At 64.7% G+C, this 19,394-nt stretch carries 17 protein-coding genes and 1 tRNA gene; 14 read left to right on the forward strand and 4 right to left on the reverse strand.

The features are described 5' to 3' along the window. The first annotated feature begins 102 nt into the window (after positions 1 to 102). The 11 genes from EHH60_RS37555 (at position 103) to EHH60_RS16050 (ending at position 11,370) form a co-directional block, all read left to right on the forward strand. The gene (locus EHH60_RS37555; protein WP_199751504.1) at positions 103 to 270 is read left to right on the forward strand and encodes a hypothetical protein; all 168 of its coding nucleotides are present in this window, start codon (positions 103 to 105) and stop codon (positions 268 to 270) included. A 223-nt stretch (positions 271 to 493) separates the two neighbouring features. Beyond that, positions 494 to 1,837: a phosphoglucosamine mutase gene (glmM, locus tag EHH60_RS16000; protein ID WP_124160422.1), complete on the forward strand. Its 1,344-nt coding sequence runs from the start codon at positions 494 to 496 to the stop codon at positions 1,835 to 1,837. 137 nt (positions 1,838 to 1,974) lie between these two features. Then, entirely contained in the window at positions 1,975 to 3,225 is a 1,251-nt protein-coding gene (locus EHH60_RS16005) for an MFS transporter (protein ID WP_199751505.1), read from the forward strand. Between the two features lie 227 nt (positions 3,226 to 3,452). Then, positions 3,453 to 4,301: an outer membrane protein gene (locus EHH60_RS16010; RefSeq protein WP_124160424.1), complete on the forward strand. Its 849-nt coding sequence runs from the start codon at positions 3,453 to 3,455 to the stop codon at positions 4,299 to 4,301. A 167-nt stretch (positions 4,302 to 4,468) separates the two neighbouring features. Continuing rightward, a complete protein-coding gene (locus EHH60_RS16015; RefSeq protein WP_124160425.1) occupies positions 4,469 to 5,350 on the forward strand; it encodes an outer membrane protein in 882 nt (293 codons plus the stop codon). Positions 5,351 to 5,425: 75 nt separating this feature from the next. After that, on the forward strand, positions 5,426 to 6,016 hold the full coding sequence (locus tag EHH60_RS16020; RefSeq protein WP_124160426.1) for a glutathione S-transferase family protein: 591 nt from the start codon (positions 5,426 to 5,428) through the stop codon (positions 6,014 to 6,016). Between the two features lie 18 nt (positions 6,017 to 6,034). Then, on the forward strand, positions 6,035 to 6,499 hold the full coding sequence (locus EHH60_RS16025) for a GNAT family N-acetyltransferase (RefSeq protein WP_124160427.1): 465 nt from the start codon (positions 6,035 to 6,037) through the stop codon (positions 6,497 to 6,499). A 256-nt stretch (positions 6,500 to 6,755) separates the two neighbouring features. Beyond that, on the forward strand, positions 6,756 to 6,962 hold the full coding sequence (locus EHH60_RS16030; protein WP_028180066.1) for a hypothetical protein: 207 nt from the start codon (positions 6,756 to 6,758) through the stop codon (positions 6,960 to 6,962). A 79-nt stretch (positions 6,963 to 7,041) separates the two neighbouring features. Further along, positions 7,042 to 8,214 carry a phosphoserine transaminase gene (locus tag EHH60_RS16035; protein ID WP_124160428.1) on the forward strand — a complete coding sequence of 391 codons (1,173 nt, stop codon included), beginning with the start codon at positions 7,042 to 7,044 and terminating at the stop codon, positions 8,212 to 8,214. A gap of 151 nt (positions 8,215 to 8,365) precedes the next feature. Beyond that, the gene (gene serA / locus EHH60_RS16040) at positions 8,366 to 9,955 is read left to right on the forward strand and encodes a phosphoglycerate dehydrogenase (RefSeq protein ID WP_124160429.1); all 1,590 of its coding nucleotides are present in this window, start codon (positions 8,366 to 8,368) and stop codon (positions 9,953 to 9,955) included. Positions 9,956 to 10,197: 242 nt separating this feature from the next. Further along, positions 10,198 to 11,370 carry a thiolase family protein gene (locus EHH60_RS16050; RefSeq protein WP_124160431.1) on the forward strand — a complete coding sequence of 391 codons (1,173 nt, stop codon included), beginning with the start codon at positions 10,198 to 10,200 and terminating at the stop codon, positions 11,368 to 11,370. 60 nt (positions 11,371 to 11,430) lie between these two features. Here the strand turns inward: EHH60_RS16050 and EHH60_RS16055 are convergent, their stop codons facing one another. Then, positions 11,431 to 12,411 (reverse strand): LysR family transcriptional regulator, encoded by a 981-nt coding sequence (locus EHH60_RS16055; RefSeq protein ID WP_124160432.1) that lies wholly within the window; start codon positions 12,409 to 12,411, stop codon positions 11,431 to 11,433. Positions 12,412 to 12,502: 91 nt separating this feature from the next. On the opposite strand from EHH60_RS16055, the gene EHH60_RS16060 reads away from it, so the two are divergent. Then, the gene (locus EHH60_RS16060; protein ID WP_245454504.1) at positions 12,503 to 13,063 is read left to right on the forward strand and encodes a YybH family protein; all 561 of its coding nucleotides are present in this window, start codon (positions 12,503 to 12,505) and stop codon (positions 13,061 to 13,063) included. Between the two features lie 5 nt (positions 13,064 to 13,068). On the opposite strand, the gene EHH60_RS16065 is transcribed toward EHH60_RS16060, so the two are convergent. Then, positions 13,069 to 16,407 carry a PAS domain-containing sensor histidine kinase gene (locus tag EHH60_RS16065; protein WP_124160433.1) on the reverse strand — a complete coding sequence of 1,113 codons (3,339 nt, stop codon included), beginning with the start codon at positions 16,405 to 16,407 and terminating at the stop codon, positions 13,069 to 13,071. A 653-nt stretch (positions 16,408 to 17,060) separates the two neighbouring features. On the opposite strand from EHH60_RS16065, the gene EHH60_RS16075 reads away from it, so the two are divergent. Together EHH60_RS16075 and EHH60_RS16080 are read left to right on the forward strand one after the other, a co-directional pair. Next, positions 17,061 to 17,495 carry a phasin gene (locus EHH60_RS16075; protein WP_124160434.1) on the forward strand — a complete coding sequence of 145 codons (435 nt, stop codon included), beginning with the start codon at positions 17,061 to 17,063 and terminating at the stop codon, positions 17,493 to 17,495. Between the two features lie 394 nt (positions 17,496 to 17,889). Next, a tRNA-His gene (locus EHH60_RS16080) sits at positions 17,890 to 17,966 on the forward strand. 80 nt (positions 17,967 to 18,046) lie between these two features. Here the strand turns inward: EHH60_RS16080 and EHH60_RS16085 are convergent. Together EHH60_RS16085 and EHH60_RS16090 are read right to left on the reverse strand one after the other, a co-directional pair. After that, positions 18,047 to 18,370: a hypothetical protein gene (locus tag EHH60_RS16085; protein WP_124160435.1), complete on the reverse strand. Its 324-nt coding sequence runs from the start codon at positions 18,368 to 18,370 to the stop codon at positions 18,047 to 18,049. 275 nt (positions 18,371 to 18,645) lie between these two features. After that, positions 18,646 to 19,374, reverse strand: a complete 729-nt coding sequence (locus EHH60_RS16090) for a class I SAM-dependent methyltransferase (protein ID WP_124160436.1) — start codon at positions 19,372 to 19,374, stop codon at positions 18,646 to 18,648. Positions 19,375 to 19,394 lie beyond the last annotated feature (20 nt).

Here is a 19,394-nt window from a genome sequence, read left to right on the forward strand (position 1 = left end):
GGAAGTCTTAATCGGAAGTCTTGCATCGGAAGATTTCGGGGTCATCTAGCATGGTTGGATGCATAGCCAAATCGTTTGCAGAACGGTTTGCAGGAGGGCGCAATGACGAGGCCGCACGCAGGACCTTCCGCGGAAGAGATCAAGGAGAAGCACGATCTCGAGGAGGCGCTGGAAGAGGGATTGGAAGAGACCTTTCCGGGCTCCGATCCCGTCAATGTCACCCAGCCGGCACCGAGCCGCGAGGACGGCCATGTGAAGCGCACCAGCTAGGAGCGGGTTCCGCCCGGGCGCCGCGTTCCGGCAGGAAATATAATGTTAACAGGATCTTATTGCGCCGGTCCGCGCCCGGTTCCGTAATGATTCATCATATTTTTTGAAGGCAAGTTAGGCGCGATAGCATTATAAGACCCTCAGCAAATCAGGGATGCGGGGCCCTTTCGGGCACCCCGTGGTTGTAGAGGGGATCCCCTGGTTGTTGCCTTTGGGGGACGATATGAGCCGCAAATATTTCGGGACGGACGGGATTCGGGGCCGCGCCAACGGACTGATCACGCCGGAGCTCGCGCTCAAGGTCGGCCAGGCCGCAGGCCTTGCGTTTCAGCGCGGTGAACATCGCCACAGGGTCGTGATCGGCAAGGACACCCGTCTGTCCGGCTACATGATCGAATACGCGATGGTCGCAGGTTTCACCTCGGTCGGCATGGACGTGCTGCTGGTCGGCCCGATGCCGACGCCGGCGGTCGCGATGCTGACCAAGTCGATGCGCGCCGATCTCGGCGTGATGATCTCGGCCTCGCACAATCTGTTCGAGGATAACGGGATCAAGCTGTTCGGCCCGCAGGGCTTCAAGCTTTCCGACGACGTCGAGAGGCAGATCGAGCAGCTGCTCGACGAATCTCTCGACAGGAGGCTCGCACAAAGTGCGAGCCTGGGCCGCGCCCGCCGTATCGATGGCGTGCACGACCGCTACATCGAATTCGCCAAGCGGACGCTGCCGCGCGACCTGTCGCTCGATGGCCTGCGCGTCGTGATCGATTGCGCCAACGGTGCCGCCTACAAGGTGGTGCCGGAAGCGCTGTGGGAGCTGGGCGCCGACGTGGTGCCGATCGGCGTCGAGCCCGACGGCTTCAACATCAACAAGGAATGCGGCTCGACCTCGCCGGAAGCGCTGTCGAAGAAAGTGCGTGAGATGCGCGCCGATATCGGCATCGCACTGGACGGCGACGCCGATCGCGTCATCCTGGTCGACGAGCGCGGCCACATCGTCGACGGTGACCAGCTGCTCGCGGTGATCGCGCAGAGCTGGAAAGAGGACGGACGTCTGTCGCGCCCGGGCATCGTCGCCACCGTGATGTCCAATCTCGGGCTCGAGCGCTTCCTGAAAGGGCAGGGGCTCGATCTCGTGCGCACGCCGGTCGGCGATCGCTACGTGCTCGAGCAGATGCTGAACGGCGGCTACAATCTCGGCGGTGAGCAGTCCGGTCACATCATCCTGTCCGATTACGCCACCACCGGTGACGGTTTTGTGGCGGCCTTGCAGGTGCTGGCCGTGGTGCAGAAGCTGCGCCGGCCGGTCTCGGAAGTCTGCCACCGCTTCGACCCGCTGCCGCAGATCCTCAAGAACGTCCGTCACAAGGGCGGCAAGCCGCTCGACGATTCCGACGTCAAGTCGGCGATCTCCGACGGCGAGATGCGGCTCAACGGCCACGGCCGTCTGCTGATCCGCTCTTCCGGCACCGAGCCCGTGATCCGCGTCATGGGCGAGGGCGAGGACCGCATCCTCGTCGAGGACGTCGTCGACACCATCGTCCTGGCGCTGGGGCAAGCGGCGGCGTAAGTCCTCTTCCCTTCTCCCACGACAAGGGGAGAGGGTAAGACCGGCGCATCCCAGCCATTTGCGATTGACGGTGGTTCTGCTGCCGCTCGCGTCGTACCTACGCGATCGTGGCAATCTGCCGCGCCGGGATTGCTGCCTTGAACAAGCCTGTCGTCGTCTCAGAGGAAACGCTGACCGAGCCCGTCGTCGTCGCCGACGTGACGCCCGCCGCCGCCAAGGCGGCAGGGCCGGCTTACATCGTGCTCGCCGGCATCAGCTTCTCGCACTTCCTCAACGACACCATGCAGTCGCTGATCGCCTCGGTCTATCCGATCCTGAAGGACACCTACGCGCTCGACTTCGCGCAGATCGGCATGATCACGCTGGCGTTCCAGTTCACGGCCTCGCTGCTCCAGCCGGTGGTCGGGCACTACACCGACAAGAAGGCACAGCCCTATTCGCTGGCGATCGGCATGGCCTCGACCTTCTTCGGCCTGCTGCTGCTCAGCGCCGCGCACCAATATCTCGTCATCCTCGTCGCCGCCGCTCTGGTCGGGCTCGGCTCGGCAGTGTTTCACCCGGAGTCGGCGCGCATCGCGCGGCTCGCGTCCGGCGGCCGCTACGGTTTTGCGCAGTCGGTGTTCCAGCTCGGCGGCAGTTTCGGCACCTCGATGGGACCGGTGCTCGCCGCGCTGATCGTAGTGCCGTTCGGCCAGGGCAGCATCGCCTGGTTCTCCTCGATCGCGTTCCTCGCGATCCTCATCCTCTGGCGCATCGGCAACTGGTATGCGCCGCAGATCAGGGCGAAGAAGACGGCCACGGTTCAGGCCCATCCCGACGCGCCGAGCTCGCGCCGCGTCGCGGTGGCGCTGGCCGTGCTCGTCGCGCTGTTGTTCTCCAAGCAGCTCTACGTCTCGAGCCTGTCGAGCTACTACATCTTCTACCTGATCGATCGTTTCGGCGTGTCGACGCAGGCAGCCCAGATCTATCTCTTCATCTTCCTCGCCGCGAACGCCGTGGGTGCGTTTCTCGGTGGTCCCTTGGGCGACCGCTTCGGCCGCAAGATCGTGATCTGGATCTCGATCCTGGGCGCGCTGCCGTTCACGCTGGCGCTGCCTTATGCCGGGCTCGCTGCCAGCGCCGTGCTCAGCGTCGCCATCGGCCTGATCATCTCCTCGACGACGTCGTCGATCATCGTGTTCGCGCAGGAGCTGGTGCCGCACCGCTTCGGCATGATCTCCGGCGTGTTCTTCGGCGTCGCGTTCGGCATCGGCGGTCTCGGGGCCGCCGTCCTGGGCAAGGTCGCCGACCACACCTCGATCGAGTTCGTCTACCAGGTCTGCGCCTGGCTGCCGGCGATCGGGCTGCTCGCGGTCTTCCTGCCCAAGCTGCCGCGGCACGCGCGTTAACGGATTACTATTCGCTGCATTGCAGCTTCATACATCGTTAGGAAATGCGGCCCGCCCCGCGCTGCATTCTTGCAACGCTGCCGCCGCATCGGCGTGTGCGGTGAGGAAAAATCAACCTTAAAAATTAGGGTTAAGTGGCGCTTAAACATTTGCTGCCATCGTCCGGGTCGTGAGTTTCCAGAACGTGGGGCGCCCGTCTTTGCCTCACCGGCCAAAAGGACGAAGCAATGCGTAGCGTTAAGTCTCTGCTTGCCGCGGGTGCGGCAACCCTGATCTCGTCGATGGCGTTCGCCGCCGATATGCCGATCGCGGCGCCCCCTCCCATGTACGCGCCGCCGGCCCCGCCGGCCGATTTCGGCGGTTGGTATCTGCGCGGCGACATCGGCATGACCAACCAGCGCGTCAAGAGCATCGAAAGCGCGCCGGCGGCCGCCTTTCCGTTCACGACCGAGGGCCTCGGTTTCGACAGTGCCGGACTCTTCGACCTTGGCGTCGGTTATCGCTTCAACAACTGGTTCCGTGCCGACGTGATCGGCCAGTGGCGCGGAAGGGCAAACCTGCACGGTGCTAACAACCTCGTTCTGCCCGGCTACGCTGAGACCAACAACTATACCGGCAGCAAGTCCGAATGGGTCGTCATGGCGAATGCCTATGTCGATCTCGGCACATGGTGGTGCGTCACGCCGTTCATCGGCGCCGGTATCGGCGGCTCGTACAACAAGATCAGCGGCTTCCGCGACGACGGTGTGATCTACGGCGCGGCAGGGGTGCCGGCCGGGGTCCCGAGCAACAGCGTCACTTACTACGCAGACAACGGAAAGTGGAACTTCGCCTGGGCCGCACACGCCGGTCTCGCCTACAAGGTCAATCCCGGCTTCACTGTCGAACTGGCCTATAGCTACATGAACCTCGGCGACGCCGCGCCGGGCAACTTCCGCGCGTTCGACAACAGCATCTCCGGCCCGACCTCGATCAAGCTCAAGGAGCTCACCTCGCACGACGTCAAGCTCGGCGTGCGCTGGAATCTCGACAGCCCGCCGGTCTACGCGCCGCCGCCGCTCGTCACCAAGGGCTGATCGTCAGCATCATCGCTTAACGTCTCTTAACGGCGCGGGATCATCCCGCGCCGTTTTGCTTTGCGTATTTTTCACGGCTCGCAGTGACGAAATTGCCTACCGCAACCATTGGTTAAGGTTAACGAGGCATGATCACGAGCGAAAGTTAGAGTCGATGGAGCGTTGCGATGCGTAGGCTTTTGTTGGCAGCGGCGATGTTGGGGACGGTGACTGTCGCGCACGCGGCCGACATGCCGGACCTGCCCGTCCTGCGCGGCGGCTTCACCGACGGCCTGTCGACGACGGCCCACAACTGGGATGGCTTTTATTTCGGCGGCAACGCCGGCTACACGACCGACGCGACGGATTTCAGCCAGAGCGTGGTCGGCCTGACCAACTACATCTTCCGCGACAGCGTGCTGCAGCAACCGACCGCGAACTGGTCGCTCCTCAACAAAGCCAACACGCAAGGTGTCAATTTCGGCGGCTTCGTCGGCCGCAACTGGCAATGGTACGATGCCATTCTCGGTCTTGAAGGCACCTACAGCTACTTCGGCAATCTCTACACTCAGACGAGCGGTTACAACTCGCTCGTTATCACCAACCCGCCTGGGGATAACCCGCCTGAGGGAACGACCAACAATTACAACGTGACCTTGATCGGCACCGCCGCGGCGAAGGTCAAGGACATGATTTCGCTCCGTGGCCGCGTCGGTTGGGATGGCGGCGATTTCATGCCGTATGCCTTCTTCGGCGCCGCGGTTGGGCGGATGGACGTCTCGCGCACGGTGACGAGCGATGTGACACTCACGCAGATCGTATCGACAACCGTCGGCGGCGTTACGACGACCACGAGCAATACCTATGCTGTTCCGGCGCAGTCGCAGACTCAGAGCCAGCACAGGACCAACACTTTCGCTGTCGGTTGGACCGCGGGCCTCGGGCTCGAATATTGCATTTGGGACGGATTGTTCGCACGCGTGGAATACGAGTATGTGAGATTCTCGCCCGTCATGAACACGCAGGTCACACTGAACAACGCGCGCCTCGGCCTCGGCTACAAATTCTGACACCGCCGCGCCCCGCCGTGGTTGACAGATTCACGCCGTCCTGATGCTCTGTCGCCCGACGGCGGGGCGGCAGCGATGAAGATTTACGGCGATAGCAATTCCGGAAACTGTCTGAAGGTGAGATGGGTCTGCGACAAGCTCGCAGTGCCCTATGCGTGGATCGAGATCGACACGCGCAAGGGCGAGACGCGCACGCCGCAATTCCTGAAGATGAACGGCGCAGGCCAGGTGCCGACCGTCGAATTCGACGATGGCCGCACGCTCGCACAGTCCAACGCCATCATCCGCTACCTCGCCCGCGACAGTACGCTCATTCCGCGCGACGCCTTTGCTGCGGCCAAGATGGATGAATGGCTGTTCTGGGAGCAGTACAGCCACGAGCCCTATATCGCGGTGTGCCGTTTCCTCCTCGTCTATCTGGGCAAGGATGCATCCGAGCTCGATCCTGAGAAGGTCAAACACGGCTATGCGGCGCTCGATCGTATGGAGCAGCATCTCTCCGCCAGCCGCTTCTTCGCCGGCGATGAGGTTTCGCTCGCCGACGTGTCGCTGCTCGCCTATACGCGTGTCGCGCATGAAGGGGGCTTCGATCTCGGCCGCCATGCGTCCGTCCGCCGCTGGATCGGCGAAGTCGAAGCGTTTCTCGGCCTTTCGCCGGCGCGTTGAGGTGCGGAGTTGTCTGACATGAACGCCGAAGCCGTCTCCATCCGTCACGCGCGCCGCGAGGACGTTGCCGCGATCGTTGCGATGCTCGCCGACGATCATCTCGGCCGCGCGCGCGAGCGCGTGGAGGATCCGTTGCCCGCGTCCTATTACGACGCATTCGCGCGGGTCGAGCGCGATCCGAATCTCACGCTCGTGGTTGCCGAGAGCGCGGGCAGGGTGGTCGGCTGCCTGCAACTCGCGATCCTGCCGGGCCTGAGTTCCCAAGGCGGCGTGCGTGGCCTGCTCGAGGACGTCCGCGTTGCTTCCGATTGTCGCAGCCGCGGCATCGGCGAGCAATTGGTGCAATGGGCGGTCGCGGAAGCGAAGGCGCGCGGTTGCAATCTCGTCGAACTGCTGACGCATCAGACCCGCATCGACGCGCAGCGCTTCTACAAGCGGCTCGGATTTGCCGCGAGCCATGTGGGCATGACTATCCGCTTTTGAGGTAGCGGATGCGTTTCCGAGCGAAGTGGATACCGGTTCGCGTAAGGAAAACGCGTCGATACAAGGATCCAGAGTCCAGTTCCGATTGTATCGGAATGGGGCTCTGGCCACGAGCCTTGCACGATCAGCAAATTCGGATCGCGCGTTCGTTCATCTTAATGGGCGGTAAACTACCTGTCCGTCGTTCAGGTTGAATCGGGAACGAACGGTGCTACGGCAGCTTCTGGTACCGGGCTCGGTCGGTTCGGGGATTTCGATGACAAGCTATTCAATGATCAAGGTCGGCAACGACTACGTCGTGCAGGCCCATGACAAATGCATTTTGAAGGTCGGCAGCCGCCGCAGGGCCGCGCAATTGATCAGCGATGCCACGGACTTGCTGAATGCGCTCGCCGTGGTCCAGTCCCCGGAGATCGCGCCCGAGGCGCCATCACTCGCACGTGAGGCCCCGGAACTTCCTTGACTGGCCTTTCCGTTTCCCGTATCAGCCGCGGCGGGACACCTCCCCCCAACGGGAGGCTTACTATCTGGAAGGGTAGATCATGAATGTAGCGAAGCCCGCTTCGCGGCCGACCGTGCCGCATTTCTCCTCCGGCCCCTGCGCCAAGCGCCCCGGCTGGAACGCCCAAAATCTCAAGGACGCAGCTCTCGGCCGCTCGCATCGCGCGAAGATCGGCAAGACCAAGCTCAAGCTCGCGATCGACCTGACGCGCGAAGTGCTCGAGGTGCCCGCCGATTACCGCATCGGCATCGTGCCGGCCTCCGATACCGGCGCGGTCGAGATGGCGCTGTGGTCGCTGCTCGGTGCGCGGCCCGTCACCACGCTTGCCTGGGAATCCTTCGGCGAGGGCTGGGTCAGCGACATCGTGAAGGAATTGAAGCTCAAGGACGTCACCAAGCTCAACGCGGCTTATGGTGAGATTCCCGATCTGTCGAAGGTCGATCCCAAGAGCGACGTCGTCTTCACCTGGAACGGCACCACCTCAGGCGTGCGCGTGCCTGATGCCAACTGGATCAGCGCGACCCGCGAAGGCCTGACCATCTGCGACGCGACCTCGGCTGCGTTCGCGCAAGCGCTCGACTGGCCCAAGCTCGACGTCGTCACCTTCTCCTGGCAGAAGGCGCTCGGCGGCGAGGCTGCACATGGCATGCTGATCCTGTCGCCCCGCGCGGTGGAGCGGCTCGAGACCTACAAGCCGGCCTGGCCGCTGCCGAAGATCTTCCGCATGACCAAGGGCGGCAAGCTCAACGAAGGCATATTCGTCGGCGAGACCATCAACACGCCGTCGATGCTCTGCGTCGAGGATTATCTCGATGCGCTGAACTGGGCCAAGTCGATCGGCGGCCTCAAGGCGCTGATCGCGCGTGCCGACGCCAACACCCGGGTGCTCGCCGACTGGAAGGCGAAGACGCCCTGGATCGACTTCCTGGCCAAGGACGCTTCGATCCGCTCCAACACCTCGGTGTGCCTGAAGTTCACCGATCCCGCGATCACCTCGCTCTCGGCGGATGCGCAAGCCGACTTCTGCAAGAAGCTGGTCGCGCTGGTCGAGAAGGAAGGCGCCGGCTACGACTTCGCCTATTACCGCGATGCGCCGGCCGGCCTGCGCATCTGGTGCGGCGCCACGGTGGAGGCAAAGGACGTCGAGCTGCTGACGCAGTGGATCGACTGGGCCTTCGCCGAGACCAAGGCCACGCTCGCGAAAGCGGCGTAACTCGTCACCCCATTCTCGTCATGGCCGGGCTTGACCCGGCCATCCATCGATCAAGAAGATGGACCCGCGGGTCTCTGGCGCGAAGACGCGCTTCGCGCTTTTGTCCGCGGGTGACGCTCCGTAAATGCAGCTCGCACCACGGATCATCCCCATGACCAAACCCAAAGTTCTCATTTCCGACGCGCTCTCGCCCGCCGCCGTGCAGATCTTCAAGGATCGCGGCGTCGAGGTCGACTTCCAGCCCAACCTCGGCAAGGACAAGGACAAGCTGGCCGAGATCATCGGCAATTACGACGGCCTTGCGATCCGCTCGGCGACCAAGGCCACCGCCAAGATCCTCGAGAAGGCGGCGAAGCTGAAGGTGATCGGCCGCGCCGGCATCGGCGTCGACAATGTCGAGATTCCCGCGGCCACGGCCAAGGGCATCATCGTGATGAACACGCCGTTCGGCAACTCGATCACGACCGCAGAGCACGCCATCACCCTGATGCTGGCGCTGGCCCGCGAGATCCCGCAGGCGGACGCCTCGACCCAGGCCGGCAAGTGGGAGAAGAACCGCTTCATGGGCGTCGAGATCACCGGCAAGGTGCTCGGCGTCGTCGGCTGCGGCAATATCGGTTCCATCGTCGCCGACCGCGCGCTCGGCCTGCGCATGAAGGTGATCGCGTTCGATCCCTTCCTCTCGCCTGAGCGCGCCAAGGACATCGGCGTCGAGAAGGTCGAGCTCGACGACCTCCTGAAGCGCGCCGACTTCATCACGCTGCACACCCCGCTCACCGAGAAGACGAAGAACATCATCGACGCGGCCGCGATCGCCAAGATGAAGAAGGGCGTTCGCCTGATCAATTGCGCCCGCGGCGGCCTGGTCGACGAGCAGGCGGTGGTCGATGCGCTCAATTCCAAGCACATCGCCGGCGCCGCCTTCGACGTGTTCGTCGAGGAGCCCGCGACCAAGAACGTGCTGTTCGGCCATCCCAACGTGATCTGCACGCCACATCTCGGCGCTTCCACCACCGAAGCCCAGGAGAACGTCGCGCTCCAGGTCGCCGAGCAGATGTCGGATTACCTGCTCACCGGCGCGATCTCGAACGCCGTCAACTTCCCCTCGATCACGGCCGAGGAAGCGCCGAAGCTGAAGCCGTTCATCGCGCTTGCCGAGAAGCTCGGCTCTTTCGCCGGCCAGCTCACCGAGACCGGCGTCCTCAAGGTCGAGATCACCTATGAGGGCCATGTCGCCGAGATGAAGATCAAGGCGATCACCTCCGCCGTGCTGTCCGGCCTGCTGCGGCCGATGCTGGGCGAGATCAACGTGGTGTCCGCGCCCGTCATCGCCAAGGAGCGCGGCATGGTGGTGGACGAGATCGTGCGCGCTGCCCAGAGCGACTATGAGAGCCTGATCACCGTCACCGTCACCACCGAGCGGCAGGAGCGGTCGGTCTCGGGCACCGTCTATGCCGACGGCAAGCCGCGCCTCGTCGACATCAAGGGCATCCGTGTCGATGCCGAGTTCGGCAAGTCGATGATCTACGTCACCAACGAGGACAAGCCGGGCTTCATCGGCAAGTTCGCGAGCCTTCTGGGAGATGCCAAGATCAACATCGCCACGTTCCATCTCGGCCGCGTCGCGCCCGGCAGCGATGCCATTGCGCTGGTCGAGGTCGACGGCGCGGTGCCCACGGACCTGCTCGCCAAGGTGCAGGCCCTGCCGCAGGTCAAGCAGGCCAAGGCGCTGACGTTCTGAGGATTGTCATTCCGGGGCGATGCGAAGCATCGAACCCGGAATCTCGAGATCCCGGGTTCGGCTCTTCGAGCCGCCCCGGGATGACGATGATCATATATTCCGACCCGCGGAACAACGCCGCTTCCTTCACCGGGAGGCGGCGTTTTATTTTCCCCGCGACCTCCTGACTTTGTGTACCAATGGCGCTCAGAACGCCTCGTAACCACGCTCCGTTCAAATTCGTTCGACAAGGGAGAAAACACATGCGTGAAGCCGTCATCGTTTCCTATGCGCGCACGGGCCTGGCAAAATCCGGCCGCGGCGGGTTCAACATCACGCCGCCGATGTCGCTCGCAGCCCACGCCATTCACCACGCGGTCGATCGCGCCGGCGTCGAGAAGGACTATGTCGAGGACTGCTATCTCGGCAATTGCGCCCATGGCGCGCCGAATATCGGCCGCCAGGCCGCGCTGCTCGCTGGCCTGCCGAAGACCACCGCCGGCGTCTCGGTGAACCGCTTCTGCTCCTCGGGGCTTCAGACCATCGCGATGGCGGCCAACTCGATCCGCTCGGACGGCGCCGACTGCATCGTCGCCGGCGGCGTCGAGAGCATCTCGATTCCGGGCGGTGCCACGCCGAAGGAATCGATCGACCCGGAGCTGCTCAAGGTCGCGCCCGACATCTTCATGGCCATGATCGACACCGCCGACATCGTCGCCGAGCGCTACAAGCTCAGCCGCGAATATCAGGACGAGTTCTCGCTGGAATCGCAGCGCCGCATGGCCTCGGCGCAGCAGGCGGGCAAGTTCAAGGACGAGATCGTCCCGATGAAGACGAAGATGAAGGTCGTGGACAAGCAGACCAAGGCCGAGTCGATCGTCGATTACGTCGTCGATCGCGACGAATGCAATCGCCCTGACACCACGATGGAAGGATTGGCAAAACTCGAGCCGGTGAAGGGACCCGGCAAGTTCGTCACCGCCGGCAATGCCAGCCAGCTCTCGGACGGCGCCGCCGCCGTGGTGCTGATGGAAGCCAAGGACGCGGAGAAGCGCGGCCTCAAGCCGCTCGGCCGCTTCGTCGCCTGGGCGACCGCCGGCTGCGAGCCCGACGAGATGGGCATCGGCCCGGTGTTCGCGATTCCGAAGCTCTTGAAGCGCACCGGCCTGAAGATCGACGACATCGACCTGTGGGAGCTCAACGAGGCCTTCGCGAGCCAGTGCCTGTATTGCCGCGACAAGCTCGAGATCGATCCCGCCAAGTACAACGTCAACGGCGGCTCGATCGCGATCGGCCATCCCTTCGGCATGACCGGCGCCCGTCTCACCGGCCATTTGCTGCAGGAAGGCGCCCGTCGCAAGGCCAAGTGGGGCGTCGTGACGATGTGCATCGGCGGCGGCCAGGGCGGTGCCGGCCTGTTCGAGATCTACAGCTGAGGCCAGGCGGCAGGAATGCGAAAGGGCACGGCGCGCGCCGTGCCCTTTTGTTATCTGGCCTCAGGCCGGGACGCGACGCTTGGGCGTTGTCGGCGTCGTCGGATTAATGCAGCGCGCCACCGTCTCGAACAGCCAGGCTACACCGGCATCCGCCATCGCAGCTTGCGAGGCGACGACACGCACCGGGTCGGGCGTCCACGGAAACGGCACGGGACGCATCACCAGGTCGAATCGCGCGGCATGGCGTTCGACCAGATGACGCGGCAAGGTCGCAATGAAATCACTCTCGGCGAGCTGCGCCAGCGCCATCATGAAGTTGGGCACGGTGAGCGCCACGCGGCGGGTATGGCCGCGTTCGGCAAGCCGGATGTCGACGATGCCGAGCGCATCCCCGATGGCTGAGACCAGCAGCTGCGGTGCCGCCAGATAGGCCGCGAGCGTGACCTTGCGGGCCATGCGGTGCCCCTTGCGCATGGCGACGACGAAGTCTTCCTCGAACAGCAATCGTTCGGCATAGCGTGACGGCAGCGGGCCGACCGGCAGCACGGCGAGGTCGAGCCGGTGCGAATCGAGCTCCGAGAGCGTGCCCTGCCAGGCCTGGCTCGACGCCTTGCCCTGACGTTGCGGCATCAATTGCAGCAGCCGGATGTCGATCCCCGGTCCTTCCCGGGCGAGAGCCTTGAGAAGTGAGCCGAGAAACACCGCGGCAAGCGCATCCGGTGCGCCGATCGTGAACGAGCGCCTCGCCGTGCTTGCGTCAAACGGTGCGGCTGCCGACACGATCGCGTCGAGGCGCGACAGGAGTTCGGTGACGGGACCGGCAAGCGCGAGCGCACGCTCCGTCGGCTTCACGCCGTTCGGCGTCTTCAGGAACAAGGGATCATGGAAGATGCGCCGCAGCCGCCGCAGTCCGTGGCTCACCGCGGACGGCGTGAGATTGAGCTTGTCCGCCGCGCGCAAGACCTGGCGCTCCTCCAGCACTGTGCTGAACACCACGAGGAGCGTGACGTCGACGCGGGCAAGCTGAGCCGGATTCAGCATGGTCCTGAGATCTTATCACTGGCTTCATGACGGTCAAAGCGGCATCCAGCATCTCGTGCAACCGCATGAACCATCAAGACGGAGCCCTCGCATGAAGAACGATCAAGATGCACGTCGCGCAGCTGCGCCGGCGCCGATGTCCAGGCGTCGCACGCTCGCGGGCATGGCGTGCATGCCGCTCGTCGTCGCCGAGGCGGCCACGGCCGACGACGTCATCGCAAAGCTGCTTGCCCATACGCAGCAGGCGAACGCGGCGCTGATGCGCGGCGACGTCGCGGCGTACCGCCAGATGATCTCCATCACCGACGATTTCGTGCTGATGTCGCCGTTCGGCGGGGTGCCGTCGAAGGCCGCGGAGTACACGCCCGAAAGGTGGGAGCGGATGGGCCGGTTCTTCAGGAATGGCACGCACCGGCAGGAGGTCGTCCAGACCTACGGTTCGCAGGACATGGTCGTTCTGGCGCTGATCGAGCGGGACAGCGTCGAGGTCGGAGGGCTGCCGGCGCAGGAATGGGCGTTGCGCGTGACGCTCGTCTACCGGCGCGTGGGCACCGAGTGGCACCTGGCGCATCGCCATGCCGACCCGCTGGCCAACGGCGTCAGCCTGCAGCAGGCGGCGGCGCTTGCGCGCGGTCTGCCCGCGAGCCAGTGAGCGCCTCAGGCCTGTGCCAGCACTGGCGCGAACACCACCTCGATCAGCGCGCCGGAATGGCCAGCGCTCTTGATGTTGAAGCGGGCGCGGTTGGCTTCGACCAGCGCTTTCGTCAGCGACAGGCTCAGCGCCGAGCTGTCCGCGGCATCGCCGGGCGGCGGGGTGCGGAACGGCTCCATCGCGGCGGCGACCTCCCGCTCGGTGAGGCCGTGGCCGGTGTCGCGGATGCGCAAGGCAATCTCGCCGCGGTCGGTCAGCGCGGTCGAGACGATGACCTGGCCGCCGGCGCTGGCGAGCCGGATCGAGTTCGAGATCAGGTTCATGGTGATCTGCCGCATCGCGCGCGCATCCGCGCTCACCTGCGGCAGGGCATGGGCGAGCGAGGTGCGGATGATGATGCGCTCGCGGTTGGCCTGCGGCTGCATCACCGCGACGCAGGCTTCGACGAGGTCGTTGAGATTGAGGTTGGCGAAGGTGAGATCGAGCTTGCCGGTCTCGATCCGCGACAGCTCTAGGAGGTCGTCGATGATGGCGATGACGCGCTCGCCGGAGGCGCGGATGTCCTTCATGTATTCGCCGTAGCGCTCGTTGCCGAGCGCGCCGAAGCGTTCGGAGATCATCACCTCGGCGAAGCCGATGATGGCGTTGAGCGGCGTGCGGATCTCGTGGCTGATCCGCGCCAGCATGTCGGCCTTGGCACCGGCCGCGCCGTCGACGAGGCGGCGGGCCTGCGTCAGCTCGCTCTCGCCCTTCTTGCTCTGCGAGAGGTCGCGGAACACGGCGAAGAAGTTCGGCCCGTCGGGCCGGGTGCGGCCCATGATCATCGCGAGCGGAATGACGCCGCCCTTCTTCTCGCGTCCGAGCACCTCGCGGCCGTGGTCGAGCAGGCTCGCAATGTCCTGGCTCTTCAAGCTTTCGAGATAGTCGGCGACGATCTGCTGGCTCTCGGGCGCGAACAGCGTCGTCAGGTTCTGCTCGAGCAGCGCTTGCCCGTCATAGCCGAACAGCGCCTCGGCGCTGCGGTTGCAGGCGTGGATGTTGCCTTCGGCATCGAACATGACGATGCCCTCGGCCGTGGTGTCGAGGATCGCGGCGAGATCCTCGGCCTCGGCTTCGCCCGCCGCGGACTCGGGTTCGTAGAAGGACTCGGCGACAACGGTCTCCGCGACCACCGTCTCTGCGATGACGGGCGCCGCCTGCGGCAGCGCGCAGATCAGCGCATGCGCGCTCTCGCCGTCCCAGTCGATCGTGTGAAGATGCGCCTCGGTCGTCGCCAGCGGCGCTTCGCCGTTCGCGACCGTCGCGCTGATGGTGACAGGCGTGCCGCCCTGCGACGTGCTGCTGGCCGCCGACACGCCCGGCTCGACATAGAGCGCATCCAGCCCGCCTTCATGCTCGAGCGCGCCGAGGTCGGCATAGCCCATGCGCGCGAGGAAGGCGGGATTGGCGTAGAGCAGGCGGTCGAGCCGGTAGATCAGGATGCCGGTCGGCAGCAGGTCGAGCAGCGTGCGGTCACGCGCGCTCATCCCGCGCGCCGGCGGCGCAGGCTCGGTCAGCCATTCGGCCGCGGCTTGCGGCGCCTCCGGCTCCGGTGGTTCGGCTGCGATCTCCGCCGCCGGATCGACCGCGTCAGTCGCGATGGTCTCGCGATCGCGTTCGAGCCGTTCGGACAATTGCCGCGCCAGCTCGTTGAACGCGCTGTTCTCGACCGGCGTCAGCGTCGGGGAGCGCGTGTCGCCGGGCGAGCGGAACGGCACGACATTGGGGGGCGTTTCCACGGGCGTTTCCAGATCGGTTGGGTGTGAATTCGCGTCGGCTGTGGCGGCTACCGGTTCAGGCTCGGGTGTCGGCTCGGGCTCGGGCGGCTCGATCGGCGGAGGCGCTGCCGTTGCTTCCGGCTTCTCTTCAGGCTCGATTTCGGGCCTGGCCTCCGGCTCCGGATCGGGCTCGGCGGCGTCAGCGGAGAGGTCCTGCTGCGCCGGCGGCGCGGCGCGCAGCTGGAAGCGTCGCAGCGCCTCGAGCCGGTTGAGGCCGTCGAGATCGCGGCAGACGCCAAATCCCCTGAAGCCCGCGAAGTTGCGCATCCCATCGTAGACCGGCAGGCCCGCGAGCTCGACCGGGAGACGCTCGCCGCTGTCGGCCGGCCAGTTCACGGTGATGCCGGCCCAGGTGTCGTGGCTCGCAAGCGCCTGTTCGACACGCCCATCGGGATCGAGCGCGAAGTCGGCTGCGATCTCGCGCCAGGGCCGGCCGAAGCCGGCGGCCGTGTGCGGGCCGATCAGGCGGATGAATTCGTCGGAGAGAAGCACAAAGCGGCCCTCTGCATCCATCTGCCAGAGGAAGCGCAACGGATGCTGACGCGGTGCGGGCGGCTGTTGCTGGCCCGAGGATTCCTGGCCCGACTCCGGCTCGACCATGGCTTCAGTGATCGGCGCAACCTGCGGCGACACAATGGCTTCCAGCGGGTTTTCAACCGGAGTGTTTTCAGCGGCAGTCTTGGACGCGGCAGTTTCGGACGCGGCCGCTGCAGCCGTTTCGGCCGGCTCGGCGAAGGCGTCGAACAGCGCGAACGCGGACGGCGCCACGTTCGACGGCGCAGGCTGAGCGTCCTCGCGCTCCGCGGCCGGAGTCTCGACGGGGGTGGTCCTGGGCGCGGCCTCGCGCGCCGCCGCTGTGTCGACGGCCGGCTCGATCAGCGCGACCAGGCCGATATCGGCCCCCGCGCCGACCCGTTGCAGCACCATCTGGCCGATGCCGATCGGCGTCGCGGCGCGGCCGGTGGCCAGCGCATCGCTGCGTGCCCGGTCGAGACCGGCCTCGAACAGATCGCGGAAGCCGAGCAGGGAGCGGGCGGCCTCGCTGGCGCCGACGAACAATCCGTCCGGCGCGAAAGCGGCCATCGGCACCTTGGCGCCCGCGACCAGGCGAGACAGCCGCTCGACCAGCGGCATCGGGCGCGAGGTGGGATCCATGGCGATGACGAGCACGGCAGATCTTTCAGAGAGATGGCCGCCACCGGCGAAGTCGAGCCGCGCGCAGGCGCAGGTCATCAGCGCGCCGAGCCGGGCGCCGAAGCCGCGCAGCCGCTCGAGCCGCACGGTGCCGTTCGCCGGCAATCGACCCGCGAGCCGGGCCACCTGGCGGCGGTGGCTGTCCGCCGGACCGAACACTTTGTCCGCGAGGCCGGCGCTGTTCGCCGCGCCGAACAGGCTGGCGCCGACCGGATTGGCCCACAGCACGCGCGCGCCGTCGACCGACCACAGCCAGGTCGCCAGCGGCGAGGTCGCATGCACGGCCAGCCGCGGATCGCCCACACCTCGCAACTGGAAATCCGAACGCGTCATAAGGCCGGCTGTCGCTCACGCATCAGGTGTGGCGGCTACCGGAATGGCAGCCTTAAGAAAGAGTTATCGCCCGAGAGGGGCGGGCAGGTCCACGGCCGCAAGCCCGGAAGGGCCCCCCAAGCGGCGATAACCTTAATGGTGCCAACCCCGCAAGCCGCAGCGATGCTGCATCCAAGGGATTCGCGGGGCGAGGCGGGCCAGGCCGGCCTGACGAGCTAGACTCGCTGAGAGCCCCGACAAAGGCGCGCTCCCTCCCCCGCTTGCGGGGGAGGGTTGGGGAGAGGGTGTCTCGACAACGAAGACTCTCCCAGAGGAAAATGCCCTCACCCGGATCGCTTGCGCGATCCGACCTCTTCCGCAAGCGGGAGAGGTGAAGATCCATTTTGCCAGCGCACCCGACTACCTCAACCCCCGGTTCCCCTGATCCGGAACCTCGCCCTCCCCGAGATTAAATTTCGCAGCGCACCCTCGTGGCGCGTTGCGATGCACAATGTTGACATGATAGGCAGTCATAGTGCTGGACGCCGGGCGAGCCATCTCATTCGCTTCGTGTTTTCCAGTCGTCGTACCCGCTGAATGCGAGGGCCCATGGTCGGGGCCGGCGGGCGCGCCAGAAGGCTCACTCGATTTTTTCATTAGCGTGAGGGACAACCATGACAGGTGCGACTGATCCGTTTTCTGCCTCGATCATCCCGTTCGAGGTTCCCGAGCAGATGCGTGCGTTCGCCGAGAAGGGCGTATCGCAGGCCCGCGAAAGCTACGCCAAGTTCAAGGACGCCGCCGAGACCCACAACGGCACCGTCGAGGCCGTCTTCACCTGCGCCAGCAAGGGCGCGAGCGAATACACCGCCAAGCTGTTCGAGTTCATGAAGGCCAATTCCAGCGCCCAGCTCGACTTCGCCCAGCAGCTGTTCGGCGCCAAGTCGCCGTCGGAAGCGCTGGAGCTGTGGACCGGCCATACCCGCAAGCAGCTCGAGACCTACCAGTCCCAGGCCAAGGAGCTGGTCGAGCTCACCCAGCGCGTCGCCGCCGAGACCGCCGAGCCGATCAAGGCCAGCGCCTCCAAGTACTATCCGTCCGCCGCCTGAGCGGCGAGGCCGGTTTGACCGGCATGATCCGGAAAAGTGTGTAGCGGTTTTCCGATCAGATCATGCCAAACAATAGAAACCCGGGCCGAAAGGCCCGGTTTTTTTTTTCTTGCCTCTCCCGCGTGCGTGCGGGAGAGGCCGGCGCTGGGCGATGCGAAGCATCGTCAAGCGACGGGTGAGGGCTCTCGCCCCACGGGGAGTCTCCCGGCAGCCGGGAGAGACACCCTCATCGCTGCCATCAAGCCCGATTTCATCGCACCGGCGGTGATTTCCGCCGGTTTTTCGTCCCTCTGCGGCCTTGCCAAAAACCCCCGTTGCACCTAGTTTCCGCCCCGTCCAGCCCCCTCGGCACCAGCCCTCTGGAAGGGCGTCCCGAGCCGCGGCTCGCCAGGATGCAGTTGTAGCTCAGTTGGTTAGAGCGCCTGTCTGTGGAACAGGAGGTCGGTGGTTCGAGCCCACCCAACTGTACCAGCGATGGTAGGGCTTAGATTAACCCGGCTCTTCGTCTGGTACATCAATGGCGGCCCAAATAGTCCCGAACCCGAAGCCGACTACAAGACCAATCGGGTAAAAAAAACGGCATGCGGATCAGCCGCATCGTAGCGTAGCAACGCAAGCGCGCCCGCACCGGTTAGCACAGCGACGGACGCTGTCATTGCCTGACGAGTCCAATCGTCTGCCTCTTGCGCGTAGAAACCAACCAGCATTCCAATCAACAAGCCGAGGAACGTACCACCCACAGCGGGAAGCAAGTTCTTGTTGACTAGGGCAGTGACGAAGCCGCATAGCCCAATCAAAATAAGTAAGCCGCCGAAGGCAATTGTGCGCCAGGTCGTCTCGATCCCTTCCTTTTTTGGTATTGTTTTCTTGGTCATGTTGCCCCCATTTCCGATGTTTCAGCAGCGAACGCGGTTTAGCCTCCAGCTTCAAGATCACTTATTGCGTCATTAAGCTCTTGAGCTGTTCGCCGGCACGCACCGCGCAATATATCGAGTGCTAAGATATACTTGCCAACGTACTTGTCGTTGCGAGCGCCAAGTCTCGTAGCCTGATAGTTCTCTGGCAATTGCGGTGACAGTGCATAAAGCTTCAAGGGTGAGCACATTGTCCCGGCACGCCACGAGGCGACCTACCCGCCGGCCGCACGCCCCTACCGCCGCGCTGACACCAGCAGCATCATCGGCCGTTCCAGCTCCTCCTTCAGTGCCGGGTTCTCCCTGATTTGCTGCACCGACGGCGCGAACTCGTCGACGGCCTCGATGACAAATCCGGCCCGGATCAGCACGTTCAGTGTCGTTGCGATCGTGCGGTGATACTTCACCACGTCTTTCGCTAACCAATTGGTGCGGCGCTCGCCCTCGATCGCATAGCGATTGACCGGCCATGTCTTTCGCCCATCCTCGTCCTCGATCCAGCGGGGATGAGTGGCGGCCATGAAAACCGGATGCTCGATCGAGAAGACGAAATGGCTGCCCGCCGTGAGCGAGCGATGGATCATGCGAGCGAGCCGGTCGAAGTCGCTGATGTAGTGGAACGTCAGCGAGCTGAAGGCGAAATCGAAGGCCGCTTCTGAAAGGGCGATCGTCTCGAGGTCCGCGAGTCGATAGTCGATTGCAGGATCGGCTGTAGTCTGCCGTGCCCGCGCGATCATGCTCTCGGAGAGGTCGACGCCCAGGACCGCTTTGGCGCCATTCTCGCGCAGCCAACGTGAAACCCAGCCGAAGCCGCAGCCGAGATCGACGGCTCGTTTGCCGGCCATTTCGGGAAACATGGCGCACAGCGCCGGCCATTCGGGTGCGCCGGCAAGGCCGTGCACCTGCCGAGGAAGTCGGCTGTAACCTGAAAAGAAATCCGGATTGTCGTAGATGTTCTGTGCCATGACGTACTCCGTCGGGGTGA

The organism is Bradyrhizobium sp. RP6 (assembly GCF_003837805.1).
In the GTDB taxonomy this organism is placed as follows: Bacteria; Pseudomonadota; Alphaproteobacteria; order Rhizobiales; family Xanthobacteraceae; genus Bradyrhizobium.